We start from the raw sequence: 17,200 nt of genomic DNA on the forward strand, positions 1-17,200 counted from the left end.
CGTCCGGCCGGGGAGGGCTGATGATACATTCACTTACATCTTCTTCGATAGCGTGCTTATGTTTACCGCTGCGCTTTAACTGTTCATCACCGGAGGATTGCCATGTTGCGCCAGCTGCTGCGTCACACCACCACGATTGCCTTGATCGGCCTGCTCAGTGCCACTGCGGTGCAGGCTGCCGATGCCCCGGGCATGCGTCTCGGCGTGCGCGGCGAGATCACCGGGGTCAGCGCCGATTCGCTGAAAGTCCAAGTCAACAGCGGCGAGAACGTGCTGATCCGGTTGAGCCCGGACACCAGGATTCGCGCTGTCACCCTGGCCAATATCGAGGACATCAAGCCCGGCAGCTACATCGGCTCGGCCGCCATGCCGCAGGAGGATGGCACGCTCAAGGCGCTGGAAGTGCACGTATTTCCGCCGGAACTGGCCGGCAGCGGTGACGGCCATCGGCCCTTTGATCTGGCCAAGGGCAGCAGCATGACCAATGGCAGTGTCGGTGATCTGGTGGTCAGCAACGGCCGGGTGCTGACGGTGAACTACAAGGGCGGGCAGCAGAAGATACTGGTGCCGGAGGACGTGCCGATCGTCAACCTGACGCCGGGGGATCGGAGTTTGCTCAAGGCCGGGGTGAAGATTGTCAGCTTCGTCACCCAGGACGCCGACGGCACATTAACGGCGCAATCGATTTCCGCCGGCAAGGATGGCGTCACTCCACCAATGTAACTGTCAGCACATGACCCCTGTAGGAGCTGCCGCAGGCTGCGATCTTTTGATCTTGGTTTTTAAAATCACAGTCAAAAGATCGCAGCCTGCGGCAGCTCCTACAGGGGTTCGCCACAAAAAAGGCGACCTGTTGAGGTCGCCTTTTTCATGTCCGCAAAATCTTACTGGCTGTAGATCTGATCAAAAATCCCGCCATCATTGAAGTGGGTCTTCTGCACCGAACGCCAGTCACCGAAGGTCTTTTCAACCGACAGGAAGTCGACTTTCGGGAAACGGTCGGTGTACTTCGCCAGCACTGCCGGGTCCCGTGGACGCAGGTAGTTGGCAGCGGCGATTTCCTGGCCTTCCGGCGACCACAGGTACTTCAGGTATTCATCGGCGGCGGCGCGGGTGCCTTTTTTGTCGACCACTTTGTCGACCACCGACACCGGTGGTTCGGCCTCGGCGGAGACGCTTGGGTAGATCACTTCGAACTGATCGCGACCGAATTCGCGAGCGATCATTTCGGCCTCGTTCTCGAAGGTCACCAGCACGTCGCCGATCTGGTTGGTCATGAACGTGGTGGTCGCGGCGCGGCCACCGGTGTCCAGCACCGGCGCTTGCTTGAACAGTTTGCCGACGAAGTCCTTGGCCTTGTTCTCGTCACCGCCATTCTTCAGCACGTAGCCCCAGGCCGAGAGGTAGGTATAGCGGCCGTTGCCCGAAGTTTTCGGGTTCGGCACGATCACCTGGACGCCGTCCTTGAGCAGGTCCGGCCAGTCTTTCAGGGCTTTCGGGTTGCCTTTGCGGACGATGAACACGGTGGCCGAGGTGAACGGCGCACTGTTGTTCGGCAGGCGGGTGACCCAGTTTTCCGGAACCAGTTTGCCGTTGTCGGCGAGGGCGTTGATGTCGGTCGCCATGTTCATGGTGATGACGTCAGCCGGCAGGCCATCGATCACCGAACGCGCCTGCTTGCTCGAACCACCGAAGGACATCTGTACGGTGATGTTTTCGTTGTGCTCGGCCTGCCAGTGTTTCTGGAACGCAGTGTTGTAGTCCTTGTAGAAATCGCGCATCACGTCGTAGGAGACGTTGAGCAGGGTCGGTGCGGCTTGAACCACGCTGCCAAAGGCAAGACCGGCGGCGAGAAGTGAGGCGCCAAAGAGTTTTTTCACTGCGCATTCCTTGTTGTTTATGTGTAGGAGCTGCCGAAGGCTGCGATCTTTCGACTTTGATTTTAAAAAGCAAGATCAAAAGATCGCAGCCTGCGGCAGCTCCTACAGGGGGTGATGTTCAATTGCCACTGACTATAACGGGGCACGCATAGTCGCTTAAAGATTAAAAAGCTCTGTGCTTATTCCATTTTCTTAAACAGTTGACTGCCACACCGCGAGCAAAACGCCGCGCTCTGTTCATGGCTGTTTTTCTTGCACGCCGGGCAGTCATGTTGCAGCTGTTCGCCGCGCATGGCGTTGGCCAGTTCTGCAGTGAAAATCCCGGTGGGCACGGCGATGATCGAGTAACCGGTGATCATCACCAGCGACGAAATCACCTGGCCCAGCGGGGTCTTGGGCACGATGTCGCCGAAGCCGACGGTGGTCAACGTCACGATAGCCCAATAGATGCCTTTGGGGATGCTGGTGAAGCCATGTTCCGGGCCTTCAATCACGTACATCAGGGTGCCGAACACCGTCACCAGGGTGCAGACGCTGACCAGAAACACCACGATCTTCTGCTTGCTGCCGCGCAGCGCCGACATCAAATAGTTGGCTTGCTTGAGGTACGGGCTGAGCTTGAGCACCCGGAAGATCCGCAGCATCCGGATGATACGGATGATCAGCAGGTACTGCGCATCGCTGTAATACAGCGCCAGAATTCCGGGCACGATCGCCAGCAGATCCACCAGTCCGTAGAAACTGAAGGCGTAGCGCAACGGTTTCGGTGAGCAATACAGCCGCAGGATGTACTCGCCGAGAAAAATGAGGGTGAAGCCCCATTCGATGTAGGCCAGCACATCGGCGTAGTTCTGGTGAATGCTGTCTATGCTGTCGAGCATCACCACCACCAGGCTGGCAAGGATGATCAACAGCAAGGTGCCGTCGAAGCGCCGCCCGGCGAGGGTGTCGCTCTGGAAAATCATCACGTAAAGCCGTTCGCGCCAACTGTTGCTGCTGTCCATGGATAACGCCTGAATTGAAGATCAGCGCAGCCTAGGTTGATTCTCCCCCTGTGCGCAAGGCGTGGCGTCGACGGCCGCTTTGCCGAGCATCTGGATCCCGGCGCGGATCAGCCAGCCGGCGAGGATGAACGGCGCGGTCAGCGTCGCCAGACCAATGGCAGCAAACAGCGGGGTGACCAGCAGCGCAAGGACGATGCCCAGCAGCGGCAGCCACGGTTGTTGGCGCTGCGCACTGAAGGCGAGGGCGGCGAGCACCGCGTTGTAGCTGCCCAGCCCCAGCAACGCGGTGCTGCTTTCGTGGTGCAGCAGGCTCGACGCCAGGCCGATAGCCGACGCGAGCAATGCCCAGCAAAAAGCACGGCGATCAGCGATCAGCAAGCCGATGCCGATCAATGCGCCGGCCAGCGGATGATCGAGGAACATCACCTGACCCAATCCACGCAGTCCTGCGGCGAGCAGGTTCAGCGTGTTCATCTCGATGTGCGCCGTCGGCGCGGATGGCTCGGCGAACAGCAGCAGGATCCAGCCGATGGCCACGAACGGCGAGGTGTAGGCCGGTATCGATCGACTGCGGTACACGTGTTTGAGCCATTGCTGAGTGATCATCGCACTGAGGCCGCCAGCCGCCAGAATCAGCGGCGGCAGCAGCGGTGACCAGGGGAAATACAGGCTCAGCAACAAGCCGAGCAGCACACCGTTGTAACTGAACAATCCGGCCTGACGATCAGCCTTGGCATAGTTACGTCGCTGTGCAGTGAGCAATCCAGCGACCGCCCCGAGCAGCGCGCCGGCAAACAGCACCGGCGCAGTGAGCAGGATCGCCAGCAGGCACAACAGGCCGCACAGCGGGTGGCGCTGAAGAAATATCTGACTGAAACCGTTGAGCAAAGCCTCGGCCCAGTCGGGGCAGTGGGTATTGAAATGATTGGCAGGCATGGGCAGTTCTGAAAGTCAGTGAAACCGAGTTGCCTTCTTCGCCAGCAGGCTGGCTCCCACATTGAATCTTTGTTCAGTCATTGAGTTTGTGATGCACACAAATCAACTGTGGGAGCGAGCCTGCTCGCGAAGAGGCCGGTACAGGCGCTAAATCAATGTTTCAATCCGTAGCGAGTTAGTCGAACCAGGCTGCCCGAACGGCACCCCCGCAGTGATCAGCAGCGTATCGCCACGCTCGGCCATGCCTTGTGCCTGGGCGATTTCCAGCGCGGTCGAACACACTTCATCGACCTGACGCAGGCGATCGTTGACCACCGAATGAATACCCCACGCGACACTCAAGCGGCGCGCGGTCTGCAGGTTCGGCGTCAGGTTGAGGATCGGCGCTTTCGGCCGTTCCCGTGCGGCACGTAATGTCGAAGCGCCCGACTCGCTGTAGTTGACCAGCACCGCCACCGGCAGCACGTTGCTGATGCGGCGGATCGCGCAGCTGATCGCATCGGACACCGTCGCCTCGGCTTTCGGTCGGCTGACATCGAGCTGAGTCTGATAGTCGGGGCCGTTTTCCACTTGGCGGATGATCTTGCTCATCATCTGCACCGCTTCCAGCGGGTATTCGCCGGACGCAGTTTCGGCTGAGAGCATCACTGCATCCGCGCCTTCAGCCACAGCGTTGGCCACGTCAGTGACTTCAGCGCGGGTCGGCGCCGGAGAGAAGCGCATCGACTCGAGCATCTGCGTCGCCACCACCACCGGTTTGCCGAGTTCGCGGCAGGTGCTGATGATGTTCTTCTGGATCTGCGGCACGCTTTCCGCCGGCACTTCGACACCGAGATCGCCGCGAGCGACCATGATCGCATCGCTCAGCTCGGCGATTTCGCGCAGTTGCTCAACCGCTGACGGCTTCTCGATTTTCGCCATCAGAAAGGCCTTGTCGCCGATCAGCTCGCGGGCTTCGAGAATGTCCTGCGGACGTTGCACGAACGACAGCGCCACCCAGTCCACGCCCAGCTCCAGACCGAAGCTCAGGTCGCGGCGATCCTTGGCGGTCAGCGGGCTGAGGTCGAGCACCGCTTGCGGTACGTTCACGCCTTTGCGGTCCGACAGTTCGCCGCCATTGAGCACGGTAGTGTCGATCGCGTCGGAGTATTTGCTGACCACGCGCAGGCGCAGTTTGCCGTCATCCAGCAGCAGATCCATGCCCGCTTCGAGCGCGGCGATGATCTCCGGGTGCGGCAGGTTCACCCGGCGTTCATCGCCGGGTGTGGCGTCCAGATCGAGGCGGAACGCCTGACCGCGATGCAGCTGCACCTTGCCTTCGGCGAACTTGCCGACGCGCAGTTTCGGCCCCTGCAAGTCCATCAGGATCCCGAGCGGATAGTTGAGCTGGCGCTCGACTTCGCGGATCCACTGATAGCGCTTGGCGTGGTCGGCGTGATCGCCGTGGCTGAAGTTCAGGCGGAAGATGTTGACCCCGGCCTCGACCAGTTCACGGATGTCTTCGATACCATCGACGGCAGGCCCGAGGGTGGCGAGGATTTTGACCTTTTTATCAGGCGTCATGATTTGCAGTTCTCAAGGATCAGGATGGCGCGGAAGTCGTTGACGTTGGTGCGGGTCGGCTCGGTGACGATCAGCGCGTCGAGCGCCTCGAAGTAGCCGTAGCCGTTGTTGTTATCCAGCTCGTCGCTGGCGCTCAGGCCAAGAGCGGCGGCGCGGGCGTAGCTGTCCGGGGTCATGATTGCGCCGGCGTTGTCTTCCGAACCGTCGATGCCGTCGGTGTCGCCGGCCAGCGCGTAAACGCCGGGCTGGCCCTTGAGGCTGTCGGTCAGGCTCAAGAGGAATTCGGCGTTGCGCCCGCCGCGACCATTGCCGCGCACGGTCACCGTGGTTTCGCCGCCGGACAGAATCACGCACGGCGCTGCCAGCGGCTGCCCGTGATTGATGATCTGCCGAGCGATACCGGCGTGGACTTTCGCCACCTCGCGGGATTCACCTTCGAGGTCGCCAAGGATCAGCGTGCTGAAACCGGCCTGACGGCATTTCACCGCCGCAGCATCCAGCGATTGCTGCGGGCGGGCGATCAACTGGAAGTGGCTGCGGGCCAGGCTCGGATCGCCGGGTTTGACGGTTTCCGATTCCGCGCTTTGCAGCCAGGTGCGCACCGAGGCCGGGACTTCGATGCCGTAGCGTTTGAGGATCGCCAGCGCTTCGGCCGAAGTGCTTGGGTCGGCCACTGTCGGGCCGGAGGCGATCACTGTGGCGAGGTCGCCCGGTACATCGGAAATCGCGTAGGTATAGACAGTGGCAGGCCAGCAGGCCTTGCCGAGGCGGCCACCCTTGATCGCCGAGAGGTGCTTGCGCACGCAGTTCATCTCGCCGATGGTCGCGCCGGATTTGAGCAGGGCTTTGTTGATCGATTGCTTGTCGGCCAGGGTGATGCCTTCGGCCGGCAGGGCGAGGAGGGCAGAGCCGCCGCCAGACAGCAGGAAGATCACGCGGTCGTCTTCGCTCAGGTTGCTGACCAGTTCCAGCACGCGTTTGGCCACGGCCAGACCGGCAGCGTCCGGCACCGGGTGCGCGGCTTCGACCACTTCGATTTTTTCGCACGGGGCGCCGTGACCGTAACGGGTCACCACCAGACCGGATACTTCACCCTGCCAGCAGCGCTCGACCACCTGCGCCATGGCGGCTGCGGCCTTGCCGGCGCCGATGACGATCACCCGACCCGTGCGATCGGCGGGCAGATGGGCTTCGAGGACTTGGTTCGGATGGGCCGCGTCGATGGCTGTGGTAAACAGCTCGCGCAGCAGTTGTTGCGGATCGACCGACATGGCGGGCTCCCGGAATTCTTGTTATTCGAAAGGGCAACTCGGACCCCTTGTGGGAGCGAGCCTGCTCGCGAAGGCGGTGTGTCAGCCAACATCGATGTTGAATGTGCAACCGTTTTCGCGAGCAGGCTCGCTCCCACAGGGTTTTGTGCAGGCTTTATTTTTTGTCGCGAATCGAGAAGTTGGCCATGTGTTCCAGGCCCTTGATCAGCGCCGAGTGGTCCCAATTGCTGCCACCGATGGCCGCGCAGGTGCTGAACACTTGCTGAGCGTTGGCGGTGTTCGGCAGGTTGATGTTCAGCTCCTTGGCGCCTTGCAAGGCAAGGTTCAGATCCTTCTGGTGCAGGCTGATGCGGAAGCCCGGGTCGAAGGTGCCCTTGATCATGCGCTCGCCGTGCACTTCGAGGATCTTCGACGAAGCGAAACCGCCCATCAGTGCTTCACGCACCTTGGCTGGATCGGCACCGTTTTTCGAGGCGAACAGCAGGGCTTCAGCCACGGCCTGAATGTTCAGCGCGACGATGATCTGGTTCGCCACTTTGGCGGTCTGGCCGTCGCCATTGCCACCGACCAGGGTGATGTTCTTGCCCATGGCCTGGAACAGCGGCAAGGCGCGTTCGAAGGCATCCGCGTCGCCACCGACCATGATGCTCAGGGTCGCTGCCTTGGCGCCGACTTCACCACCGGATACCGGAGCGTCGAGGTACTGCGCGCCTTTTTCGTTGATCTTCTTGGCGAAAGCCTTGGTGGCGGTCGGCGAGATCGAGCTCATGTCGATCACTACTTTGCCTTTGCCGATGCCAGCCGCGACGCCGTCGGCGCGGAACAGTACGTCGTCGACCTGTGGGGTATCCGGCACCATGACGATGATGAATTCAGCTTCCTGCGCCACTTCGCGCGGGTTGGCCAAGGCGACGGCGCCAGCGGCAACCAGATCGGCCGGAGCGGCATCGTGGTGCGCCGACAGGAACAGGCTGTGACCGGCTTTCTGCAGGTTCGAAGCCATTGGGTGGCCCATGATGCCGGTGCCGATAAATCCGATTTTAGCCATGAGAAAATCCTCTTGTTTTTGTGTAGCCAAATAATCTGCCGAACACACTTTGTGGCGAGGGAGCTTGCTCCCGCTGGGGGGCGAAGCACCCCCGAAACCAGCCACTGTGGTGTGTCAGACAAAATCGGTTTGCAGGGTTTACGACTGGTGCGCAGCCGAGCGGGAGCAAGCTCCCTCGCCACAAGGGTTTTGCAGTGTTCGTCAGATTGCGTTGTGAGTTTTGAGCCAGCCAAGACCGGCTTCAGTGGTGGTCAGAGGCTTGTATTCACAACCCACCCAACCCTGATAACCGATGCGATCCAGGTGTTCGAACAGGAAGCGGTAGTTGATCTCACCGGTGCCCGGTTCGTTGCGCCCCGGGTTGTCCGCGAGCTGCACGTGGTTGATCTCGCCCAGGTGCGATTGCAGGGTGCGGGCCAGATCGCCTTCCATGATTTGCATGTGATAGATGTCGTATTGCAGGAACAGATTGGCGCTGCCGACCTGCTCGCGAATCGACAGGGCTTGCGCCGTGTTGTTCAGGTAGAAGCCCGGGATGTCGCGGGTGTTGATCGCTTCCATCACCAGTTTGATACCGGCCGCCTGCAGCTTGTCGGCGGCGTACTTGAGGTTGGCGACGAAGGTCTTCTCGACGGTTGCGTCATCAATGCCTTGCGGACGGATACCGGCCAGGCAGTTGACCTGGGTGTTGCCCAGCACTTGCGCGTAGGCAATCGCCAGATCGACCCCGGCGCGGAACTCTTCAACCCGATCCGGCAGACACGCGATACCGCGCTCGCCCTTGGCCCAGTCGCCGGCCGGCAGGTTGAACAGCACTTGGGTCAGACCGTTGGCATCGAGCTTTGCCTTGATTTCGGCGGAGCTGAAGTCGTACGGGAACAGGTATTCCACACCACTGAAACCGGCCTTGGCGGCGGCGTCGAAACGGGCAAGGAAATCCTGTTCGGTGAACAGCATGGACAGGTTGGCTGCGAAACGCGGCATGGTGGTCTCCTGTTGCGAATTAATGATGATGGCTTTGTGTAGGAGCTGCCGCAGGCTGCGATCTTTTGATCCTGATCCTGAAATACAAGATCAAAAGATCGCAGCCTGCGGCAGCTCCTACAGGGGAGTAACCGCGGCCATCAAATCCCGGCAGATCAGTCGAGCAACGAAATCGCCGTTGGCGCGTCGTTGCCGACCAGTGCCAGGTCTTCGAATTCGTTGACGGCGTTGATCTCGGTCCCCATGGAGATGTTGGTCACACGCTCCAGGATGATCTCGACAATCACCGGTACCTTGAACTCTTCGATCATCTGTTCTGCCTTGCGCAGGGCAGGGGCGATTTCCGATGGTTCGAACACGCGCAGGGCTTTACAGCCTAGGCCTTCGGCGACTGCGATGTGGTCGACACCGTAGCCGTTGAGTTCCGGCGCGTTCAGGTTATCGAAGGACAGCTGCACGCAGTAGTCCATTTCGAACCCGCGCTGGGCCTGACGGATCAGGCCCAGGTACGAGTTGTTCACCACGACGTGGATGTAAGGCAGTTTGAACTGAGCGCCGACCGCCAGCTCCTCGATCATGAACTGGAAGTCATAGTCCCCCGACAGGGCCACGACTTTACGGTTCGGATCGGCCTTGACCACGCCCAGCGCTGCCGGAATGGTCCAGCCCAACGGGCCGGCCTGACCGCAGTTGATCCAGTGACGCGGCTTGTAGACGTGCAGGAACTGCGCGCCGGCAATCTGCGACAGACCGATGGTGCTGACGTAGCAGGTGTCTTTGCCGAACACCTGGTTCATCTCTTCGTAAACGCGCTGCGGCTTGACCGGCACGTTGTCGAAGTGGGTCTTGCGCTGCAGGCTGGCCTTGCGCTGCTGGCAATCCTGCAGCCAGGCGCTGCGGTTTTTCAGCTTGCCGGCGGCTTGCCATTCACGGGCGACTTCGATGAACACGGTCAGCGCGGCAGCGGCGTCGGACACGATGCCCAGGTCCGGGGTGAACACGCGGCCGATCTGGGTGCCTTCGATGTCGACGTGAATGAACTTGCGCCCTTCGGTGTAGACGTCTACCGAACCGGTGTGACGGTTGGCCCAACGGTTACCGATACCCAGCACCACGTCGGACTTGAGCAGCGTGGCGTTGCCGTAACGGTGCGACGTCTGCAGACCGACCATGCCGACCATCAGCGGGTGATCGTCAGGGATGGTGCCCCAGCCCATCAGGGTCGGGATGACCGGAATGCCGGTCAGCTCGGCGAATTCCACCAGCAAATCGCTGGCGTCGGCATTGATGATGCCGCCACCGGCCACCAGCAATGGGCGCTCGGCCTGATCCAGCAAAGCCAGCGCCTTCTCGACCTGAACGCGGGTCGCGGTCGGTTTGGCCAGCGGCAGTGGCTGGTAAGCGTCGATGTCGAATTCGATTTCAGCCATCTGCACGTCGAACGGCAGGTCGATCAGCACCGGGCCTGGACGACCGGAGCGCATTTCGTAGAAGGCTTTCTGAAACGCGTAAGGCACCTGGCCCGGCTCCAGAACCGTGGTCGCCCACTTGGTGACGGGCTTGACGATGCTGGTGATGTCGACGGCCTGGAAGTCTTCCTTGTGCATACGGGCGCGGGGTGCCTGGCCGGTAATGCAGAGGATGGGGATCGAGTCGGCCGAGGCGCTGTAGAGCCCGGTGACCATGTCGGTACCGGCCGGGCCGGACGTACCGATGCACACGCCGATGTTGCCGGCCTTGGTGCGGGTGTAACCCTCGGCCATGTGCGACGCGCCTTCGACGTGGCGAGCGAGGACGTGATCGATGCCACCGACTTTTTTCAGTGCGGAGTACAGCGGGTTGATCGCAGCACCCGGAATGCCAAAAGCGGTATCAACCCCTTCACGGCGCATCACCAGAACGGCGGCTTCGATTGCTCTCATTTTGCTCATGGTTTTGTGCCTCTTTACGTTTTGTAATTGTATACAAGTGGCTTTGCGCAGAGTGTATTCACGGCGGACGGCGCAGGTCAATCCATTTTCTCAAGCGCCTGTTTCATTCGTCGCAAGCCCGGTTCTGCTGTGGCTTTTCGTCGCATATGGCGCTTTTCGAGAATTATTGTATACAAAAAAATAATTAATTGTGTTCTATTTGTGGCATCGAGCTGCGGCACTTGAGCGCAGCCCCACGACTTTCCCAATAACAAAATGAGGACGGCACCATGAGCGCTTTAACCTTGAAAGTCGCAGTCAATCTGGTCAACGAAGCCATCAGCGTGGGGCGCGGTATCAACGCCGCGCCGCTGACCATCGCGGTACTTGATACCGGCGGCCACCTGATCACTCTGCAACGCGAAGACGGCGCCAGCCTGCTGCGCCCGAACATCGCCATCGGCAAAGCCTGGGGCGCCATCGCCCTGGGCAAGGGCTCACGCCTGCTGGCGCTGGACGCGCAACAACGCCCGGCCTTCATCGCCGCACTCAACAGCATGGGCCAGGGCAGCGTCGTCCCGGCCCCGGGCGGGGTGTTGATCCGTGATCAGGCGGGGAATGTGCTGGGGGCGATCGGGATCAGCGGCGATCTGTCGGATATTGATGAGCAGGTGGCGATCAAGGCTGTGGAGGCGTTGGATTTGAGGGCGGATGCGGGGGTGGCTGGTTGATTTTGTAGCGTCTGATTAACCGCTTTCGCGAGCAGGCTCGCTCCCACATTGAATTTGTGTTTAGACACCAAATGTCTGAATACCCAAGTCCACTGTGGGAGCGAGCCTGCTCGCGAAGGTGATCTTCCGTACACATCCTGCTAACCGTCTGACGCTTGCTCAGAAATTCACTGAACTAGCCTTTTCATAATCAGGACATGAAAAGGCAAAGGAATGCTGGATCTATCTGCTTCAAATCGTTTGCGCATTGGTCGCTACTCTGAACAAAATCGCATCTACTTACTGACTACCAATACGGCGGGAAGGCAGCCTGTTTTCAGCGACTTTGCACTGGGTCGATTGGTCGTCAGCCAATTTCGCATCGCAGAGGAGATGGGGTTTGCCAATTCGTTGGCCTGGGTCGTCATGCCAGATCATTTTCATTGGCTGATTGAATTGAAGCGTGGTTCGCTCAGCGAGTTGATGCAGCGTACGAAATCCCTCAGCACCAAAGCCGTGAATCTCTCGACGGGTCGAAAGACCAGTCTTTGGCAATCTGGCTTTCATGATCGTGCATTGCGCAGAGAAGAAGATCTGGTGAAGTTGGCTCGGTATATCGTGGCCAACCCGTTGCGGGCAGGTTTAGTGCAGAAGCTTGGCGACTATCCGCTGTGGGATGCCATTTGGATTTGAGCTGAAATCGAGTTGCAGCCATTCGCGAGCAGGCTCGCTCCCACAGGGATTTGTGAACGCCACAAATCCAATGTGGGAGCGAGCCTGCTCGCGAAGCAGTCACCGCGGTCTATCAGTCCGGTTCACACCCCTTCAACACCAACCGGATAATCGTCTGCGCCGCCGCCTCGTAATCCGCCTCGTCCAGCTTGTCCTTGCCTGTGACCGCAGAAATCTGCCAGTCGAAATCGGCGTAGGTCTGGGTCGCGGCCCAGATGCTGAACATCAGGTGGTTGGGGTCGATCGGGGCGATCTGGCCTCGGTCGATCCAGCTCTGGATGCAGTCGATGTTGTGCTTGGCCTGGCTGTTGAGTTGTTCGACCAGGTCGGCGCTCAGGTGCGGAGCGCCGTGCATGATTTCGCTGGCGAACACCTTGGAGGCGAAGGGCAGGTCGCGGGAGATGCGGATCTTCGAGCGGATGTAGCCACTGAGCACTTCGCTCGGTACGCCGTCCGGGTTGAACGGGGTCGAGGCCTGCAGGATCGGCACGATGATGCTTTCCAGGACCTCGCGGTAGAGGTTTTCCTTGGATTTGAAGTAATAGTAGACGTTGGGCTTGGGCAATCCTGCCTTGGCGGCGATGTCGCTGGTTTTGGTCGCAGCGAAGCCCTTGTCGGCAAATTCCTCACTGGCGGCACGCAGGATCAGTTCTTTGTTGCGCTCGCGGATTGTGCTCATAAACCCGGTGGTTCCTTGCCTGTTCTGGCGGTTGCGCATGGTAGCACCGGCCTCGCGCATGGCTCAAGAATGCCCCGTCTGGCCCGCAGTCGCGGTATGCTGCGCGGCATTATTCACATAAGGAAACAAGATTCATGGCAGGAAGCAGTTTGCTGGTGCTGATCGACGATATTGCCACCGTTCTGGATGATGTGGCGTTGATGAGCAAAATGGCCGCGAAGAAGACCGCCGGCGTACTCGGCGATGACTTGGCGCTCAATGCCCAGCAAGTCTCCGGCGTGCGCGCCGAGCGGGAAATTCCGGTGGTCTGGGCCGTCGCCAAGGGCTCGTTTCTCAACAAACTGATTCTGGTGCCCTCGGCCCTGGCGATCAGTGCGTTTGTGCCGTGGCTGGTGACGCCGCTGTTGATGGTCGGCGGCGCCTATCTGTGCTTCGAAGGCTTCGAGAAACTCGCGCACAAGTTCCTGCACAGCAAGGCCGAAGATGATGCCGAGCATGCGCAACTCACCGAGGCGGTGGCCGAGCCGACCACCGATCTGGTGGCTTACGAGAAGGACAAGATCAAAGGCGCGATCCGTACCGACTTCATCCTCTCGGCGGAAATCATCGCCATCACCCTCGGCACCGTGGCCGACGCTTCGCTGACCCAGCAAGTGATCGTGATGTCCGGCATCGCCATCGTCATGACCGTCGGTGTTTATGGTCTGGTGGCCGGCATCGTCAAACTCGACGACCTCGGCCTGTGGCTGACGCAGAAATCCGCTTCGGCAGCAAAAAGCATCGGCAACGCGATCTTGCGCGCCGCCCCGTACATGATGAAAGGCCTGTCGGTGATCGGCACGGCGGCGATGTTCCTGGTGGGCGGCGGTATCCTCACCCACGGCATCCCGCTGGTGCATCACTGGATCGAAAGCGTCGGCGCAGCGGCGGGTAGCGCCGGGTTTGCAGTGCCGGTGCTGCTCAATGGTGTGGCCGGGATTATTGCCGGGGGCGTGGTGTTGCTCGCGGTGAGCCTGGTTGGCAAGTTGTGGAAGGCCGTGCGGGCGTAATGACGCCCGCAGGTGTTCATGCCGGGTGATCAGCGCTCTTCAGCAGGTGCCTGGACAGGTAGTGCGCGACGGCTTCATCGGTGTGTCGGCCGATGATCTCCGCTTCGGGCAGTGCCTGTATCAACTCCGCATGTGCGTTGCCCATGAGCACGCCTTTGCCGACACCGGCCAACATGTCGGCGTCGTTCATGGCGTCACCAAAAGCGATGCAGGCATGAATGGGCACGTTGAGGAATTCGGCCAGTTGCTTCAGGGCATTGCCCTTGGAGACGTCTCTGGCCATGACCTCCAGGCACCATGGAAAGGTGAATACCGTGCCGATCTGATCGCCCAGCTGTTGTTCCAGCCGCGCCTGCAGCCTGACCAGCGCCTCATGATCCTTGCTGCGCTGAAAGAAAAATACTTTCTGCACAGCCTGCAGCGGCAGATTCTCGGCCGCGCAGAGTGTCGGCTGGAAGTCCGGGTTCTGACTGAAGTCCTTCAGGTTTTCGTCTTCTCGACTGATCAGCCAGCCGGATCGGCAATAAAGGTTGATGGTCAGATCGCTGTCGGCGCTTGTTTCCTCGAGCAATGTCTGGACAACGGCGGGCGATAATTCCGTGCTCAGTGAAAGCCCGCCGCAGGCGCTGGAAATGCGTGCGCCATTGGCGGTGATCAGGTGAACCGGCGGGGAATGACTGTCGAGCAACGACTCGACGTCCGTCTGATGCCGACCCGTCGCCAGCACGATGTGATGACCTGCGCGGTTCAGGCTGTGAATCACGCTTTTGGTAAAGGCACCGAAAGTATCGCCTGGCAGCAGCAGCGTGCCATCCAGGTCAGAGGCAATAAGCAAATACATCATGGCTCCTCGGAAGGGATCGCCTGCCCACCCGATTGCCGCCTGTGCGGACAATCGAGTGGCGTCGCAAGGCTATAGGCGTTCGAGCAATTTCAGAGATTGGGCTTTGGTGAAGGTCATGCGTTCTTCCAGCCGGTGATTGTCCTTTTCGTAGTAGATGCTCATCTCGGCATGCTCCTGCGGAACCGGAACAATGCGGTCGATCATCGGCAAGGTATCCATCAGCAACTGGCGGGCGTATCCCATCGCGCGGGTATAGGTGTCGACCACTTCCTCGAACTCAGGGTAGATGCAGAAGGCCACCTGATTGAGGATCGGCCCCTCGTCTATGCCTTCGCTGATCTCGTGCAGCGTTGCGCCATGCATCCGCTCACCATTCTTCAAGGCCCAGTTGACCGGGCGTACGCCGCGGTATTTGGGCAGGTAGGAAAGGTGCAGGTTGATAATTCTCGCGCAGCAGTCAATGAAGCGTCTGGGCAATATCCGTTTGTGGAAAATGACCAGGCAAAGGTCGCAGGCGAAGGTGCCGTCGGCATAACCTGGCAGGTCTTCGATCCGGCCACTGTCGATCACCTCGATGCCGTGCTCCCGGCAATATTCGATCAGCGTCCGTTCGGTGCTGACCGGCTCGAAAGGATCGGCGACCACGTACGACACCGTATGTTTTGGGGACGCGTTGAAGTATTCGCAGGCGAAGATGGCCAGTTCGCCCTTGCCGCAAATCACGACCTGCTCAGGCGAGTTCAACGGCGTTCTCCTGCGCTTGGCTGCTGGTGGTTTTCTGCACTGCCAGGTCCTGCATCACGTCGCTCAGGGCCTGGATCAATCGGGAGTTTTCCTCAGGCGTGCGGCAGGACACCCGGAAGTACTTGTCGGAGTCGGTATTGCGTTTGCCCGAGCACTCCTTGATGTACATGTGGTGCTTGTCCAGCAACAACCTGGAAATGGTCTGCGCGTCAGCGTAATGAGCCTTGCAGTAAATGAAGTTTGCTTCGGTCTTGAAGCCGCTGATGCCTTCGATGGCGTCCAGGGCCTGTTGAAAGGCGCGAGTGTCGCTGATGACTTGTTGGCAGCTGGCCAGGTATTCCTGCTGGTATTGCGGCAGATGCAACAGGAACTCCTCGGCAAAACCGTTGATGTTCCAGATCGGCAGCAGCGAGTTGATCAGCGCCAGCAAGGTCTGGTTGGCACTGGCCAGGTAGCCGATGCGAATACCGCCGATACCGAAGGTTTTGCTCATGCTGCGAATCACCACCAGGTTGGGGTGTTCGTCGAGCACGTTGAGCAAAGTGCTGTCGGCGTGGTTGGAGAAATCGAGGAACGATTCGTCGACGATCAGCGAGATATCCAGTTCCAGCAACTGCACGGCGAGCGCCGACAGGGCGGAGGCGGGGGTCAGGGCGCCGGTCGGGTTGTTCGGCGATTCGATGATCACCACCTCAGGGCGCTGTTGCCGGCAGGTAGCGAGCAGTGCATCGATATCGATAGCGAAGTCGTCCTCCTCCCGCGTGTAGTGGCAGAGCGTGCGCTGCTCACCGAAGACGTTGGCGTATTCGTTGAAGGACGGCACGGTCACGAGCGCGCTGCCGGCATACACGGACGGAAGCAGCTTGATGATTTCCGCTGCGCCATTGGCCACACACAGGTGTCTTGGGGAGACACCGAGGAATTCGCAGAGTGACTCCTCGATGAGTCGTCGGGCGCCGGGGTAGTTGAGGAAGATGTGATCGAAGTTGTCCTTGATCCTGTCTTTCATCTGCTGTGGCGGGAAATGGAAGTTGTAGATCAAGGCGAAATCCAGCATCGGGTAGCGCCAGTAACCGCCGTGGCGGTTCTGGACGAAACCGAGGCGGTCGCGACTGGAAATGTAGTTGCAGATCGTCAGGTCGTAATGGTTGTCGACCTCATACCATTCGGTTGCCGGAACAATGACGGTCTGAATATCCCACTTGCCCTCAAGCGAAGCTTTTTTGAAGACGTCTTCGTAGTAGGCGTTGAGGTTGTTTTTCCTGACGTTGCTGGCGAGTTGTTTTTTGATGTGCTCGGCGAACGTGGCGGACCCGACCTGGTACAGGTTGACGGTCTTGTATTGCCCGTCACGAGGCTCATGGCCGATGTCTTTGGTCGAGCCGAAACCTTGCAGTCGGCTCTCTTCGAGGACGGCGTAGGTGCCTTCCATGTTCTTGCCAAGCGGCGACACCAGCGCGACCAGATCCCCCGGTTGCTGCAGCAACTGTTGCAGGCTGGCGGCCGAGAAGTAAATGTCACCCTCGATGATCAGGGTGTTCTGCGTAATGTGTTCGCGGGCCAGATACAGCGAGTAGATGTTGTTGGTCGTGGCCCAGTCCGGGTTGCTCACGAATTCGAAGGTGATGGCGGTGTCCATCGCCCGCAGATGCGCGGTAATGGTCTCCGACTGATAGCCGATCACCACGACCACGTGTTTGATACCCAGCGTTTCGAGGTTGTTCAGGGCGTTATCGATGAACGCGATATTGTTGGTCTTCACCAAGGGCTTGGGCGTGTGGCGCGTGCGCTTGCCCAGGCGGCTTCCGCGCCCGGCGCAAAGAATGATGGCTGTCTGATTATTCAT

16 protein-coding genes are annotated in these 17,200 nt (G+C 59.8%); 4 read left to right on the forward strand and 12 right to left on the reverse strand.

The window, feature by feature from the left end; genetic code table 11:
• Positions 1–102: 102 nt before the first annotated feature.
• Positions 103–723, forward strand: a complete 621-nt coding sequence (locus tag LOY52_RS07865) for a DUF5666 domain-containing protein (RefSeq protein ID WP_258678981.1) — start codon at positions 103–105, stop codon at positions 721–723.
• Positions 724–884: 161 nt separating this feature from the next.
• On the opposite strand, the gene LOY52_RS07870 is transcribed toward LOY52_RS07865, so the two are convergent.
• From LOY52_RS07870 to gcl, 8 genes are all read right to left on the reverse strand, one after another.
• Positions 885–1,880 (reverse strand): sulfate ABC transporter substrate-binding protein, encoded by a 996-nt coding sequence (locus tag LOY52_RS07870; RefSeq protein ID WP_258678982.1) that lies wholly within the window; start codon positions 1,878–1,880, stop codon positions 885–887.
• Between the two features lie 179 nt (positions 1,881–2,059).
• Positions 2,060–2,884 (reverse strand): ion transporter, encoded by an 825-nt coding sequence (locus tag LOY52_RS07875; RefSeq protein WP_258678983.1) that lies wholly within the window; start codon positions 2,882–2,884, stop codon positions 2,060–2,062.
• Between the two features lie 21 nt (positions 2,885–2,905).
• The gene (locus LOY52_RS07880; protein WP_258678984.1) at positions 2,906–3,820 is read right to left on the reverse strand and encodes an urea transporter; all 915 of its coding nucleotides are present in this window, start codon (positions 3,818–3,820) and stop codon (positions 2,906–2,908) included.
• Positions 3,821–3,967: 147 nt separating this feature from the next.
• Positions 3,968–5,383, reverse strand: a complete 1,416-nt coding sequence (gene pyk / locus LOY52_RS07885; protein ID WP_258678985.1) for a pyruvate kinase — start codon at positions 5,381–5,383, stop codon at positions 3,968–3,970.
• The gene (locus LOY52_RS07890; RefSeq protein WP_258678986.1) at positions 5,380–6,654 is read right to left on the reverse strand and encodes a glycerate kinase; all 1,275 of its coding nucleotides are present in this window, start codon (positions 6,652–6,654) and stop codon (positions 5,380–5,382) included. Before LOY52_RS07890 ends, pyk begins: the two co-directional genes overlap by 4 nt.
• A gap of 154 nt (positions 6,655–6,808) precedes the next feature.
• Positions 6,809–7,702 (reverse strand): 2-hydroxy-3-oxopropionate reductase, encoded by an 894-nt coding sequence (locus LOY52_RS07895; RefSeq protein ID WP_003222962.1) that lies wholly within the window; start codon positions 7,700–7,702, stop codon positions 6,809–6,811.
• 201 nt (positions 7,703–7,903) lie between these two features.
• Entirely contained in the window at positions 7,904–8,686 is a 783-nt protein-coding gene (gene hyi, locus LOY52_RS07900; RefSeq protein WP_139054093.1) for a hydroxypyruvate isomerase, read from the reverse strand.
• A gap of 155 nt (positions 8,687–8,841) precedes the next feature.
• On the reverse strand, positions 8,842–10,617 hold the full coding sequence (gene gcl, locus LOY52_RS07905; RefSeq protein WP_258678987.1) for a glyoxylate carboligase: 1,776 nt from the start codon (positions 10,615–10,617) through the stop codon (positions 8,842–8,844).
• Positions 10,618–10,886: 269 nt separating this feature from the next.
• Here gcl and LOY52_RS07910 point away from each other — a divergent pair, with 269 nt between their 5' ends.
• Both LOY52_RS07910 and LOY52_RS07915 read left to right on the forward strand, forming a co-directional pair.
• On the forward strand, positions 10,887–11,327 hold the full coding sequence (locus LOY52_RS07910) for a heme-binding protein (RefSeq protein ID WP_258678988.1): 441 nt from the start codon (positions 10,887–10,889) through the stop codon (positions 11,325–11,327).
• Positions 11,328–11,540: 213 nt separating this feature from the next.
• Positions 11,541–11,999 carry an REP-associated tyrosine transposase gene (locus LOY52_RS07915; protein WP_258678989.1) on the forward strand — a complete coding sequence of 153 codons (459 nt, stop codon included), beginning with the start codon at positions 11,541–11,543 and terminating at the stop codon, positions 11,997–11,999.
• A 112-nt stretch (positions 12,000–12,111) separates the two neighbouring features.
• Here LOY52_RS07915 and LOY52_RS07920 read toward each other — a convergent pair whose 3' ends face one another.
• Positions 12,112–12,717: a TetR/AcrR family transcriptional regulator gene (locus LOY52_RS07920; protein WP_007969638.1), complete on the reverse strand. Its 606-nt coding sequence runs from the start codon at positions 12,715–12,717 to the stop codon at positions 12,112–12,114.
• Between the two features lie 134 nt (positions 12,718–12,851).
• On the opposite strand from LOY52_RS07920, the gene LOY52_RS07925 reads away from it, so the two are divergent.
• Entirely contained in the window at positions 12,852–13,766 is a 915-nt protein-coding gene (locus LOY52_RS07925; protein ID WP_258678990.1) for a DUF808 domain-containing protein, read from the forward strand.
• Between the two features lie 16 nt (positions 13,767–13,782).
• Here the strand turns inward: LOY52_RS07925 and LOY52_RS07930 are convergent, their stop codons facing one another.
• From LOY52_RS07930 to LOY52_RS07940, 3 genes are read right to left on the reverse strand one after another with little or no spacing between them, the layout of a single operon-like run.
• Positions 13,783–14,661: a Cof-type HAD-IIB family hydrolase gene (locus LOY52_RS07930; RefSeq protein ID WP_258678991.1), complete on the reverse strand. Its 879-nt coding sequence runs from the start codon at positions 14,659–14,661 to the stop codon at positions 13,783–13,785.
• Between the two features lie 18 nt (positions 14,662–14,679).
• A complete protein-coding gene (locus LOY52_RS07935) occupies positions 14,680–15,354 on the reverse strand; it encodes a formyltransferase family protein (RefSeq protein ID WP_258678992.1) in 675 nt (224 codons plus the stop codon).
• Positions 15,341–17,200 (reverse strand): aminotransferase class I/II-fold pyridoxal phosphate-dependent enzyme, encoded by a 1,860-nt coding sequence (locus tag LOY52_RS07940; protein ID WP_258678993.1) that lies wholly within the window; start codon positions 17,198–17,200, stop codon positions 15,341–15,343. The genes LOY52_RS07935 and LOY52_RS07940 overlap by 14 nt, the downstream gene beginning before the upstream one ends.

The organism is Pseudomonas sp. B21-051, from assembly GCF_024748795.1.
In the GTDB taxonomy this organism is placed as follows: Bacteria; Pseudomonadota; Gammaproteobacteria; order Pseudomonadales; family Pseudomonadaceae; genus Aquipseudomonas; species Aquipseudomonas putida_A.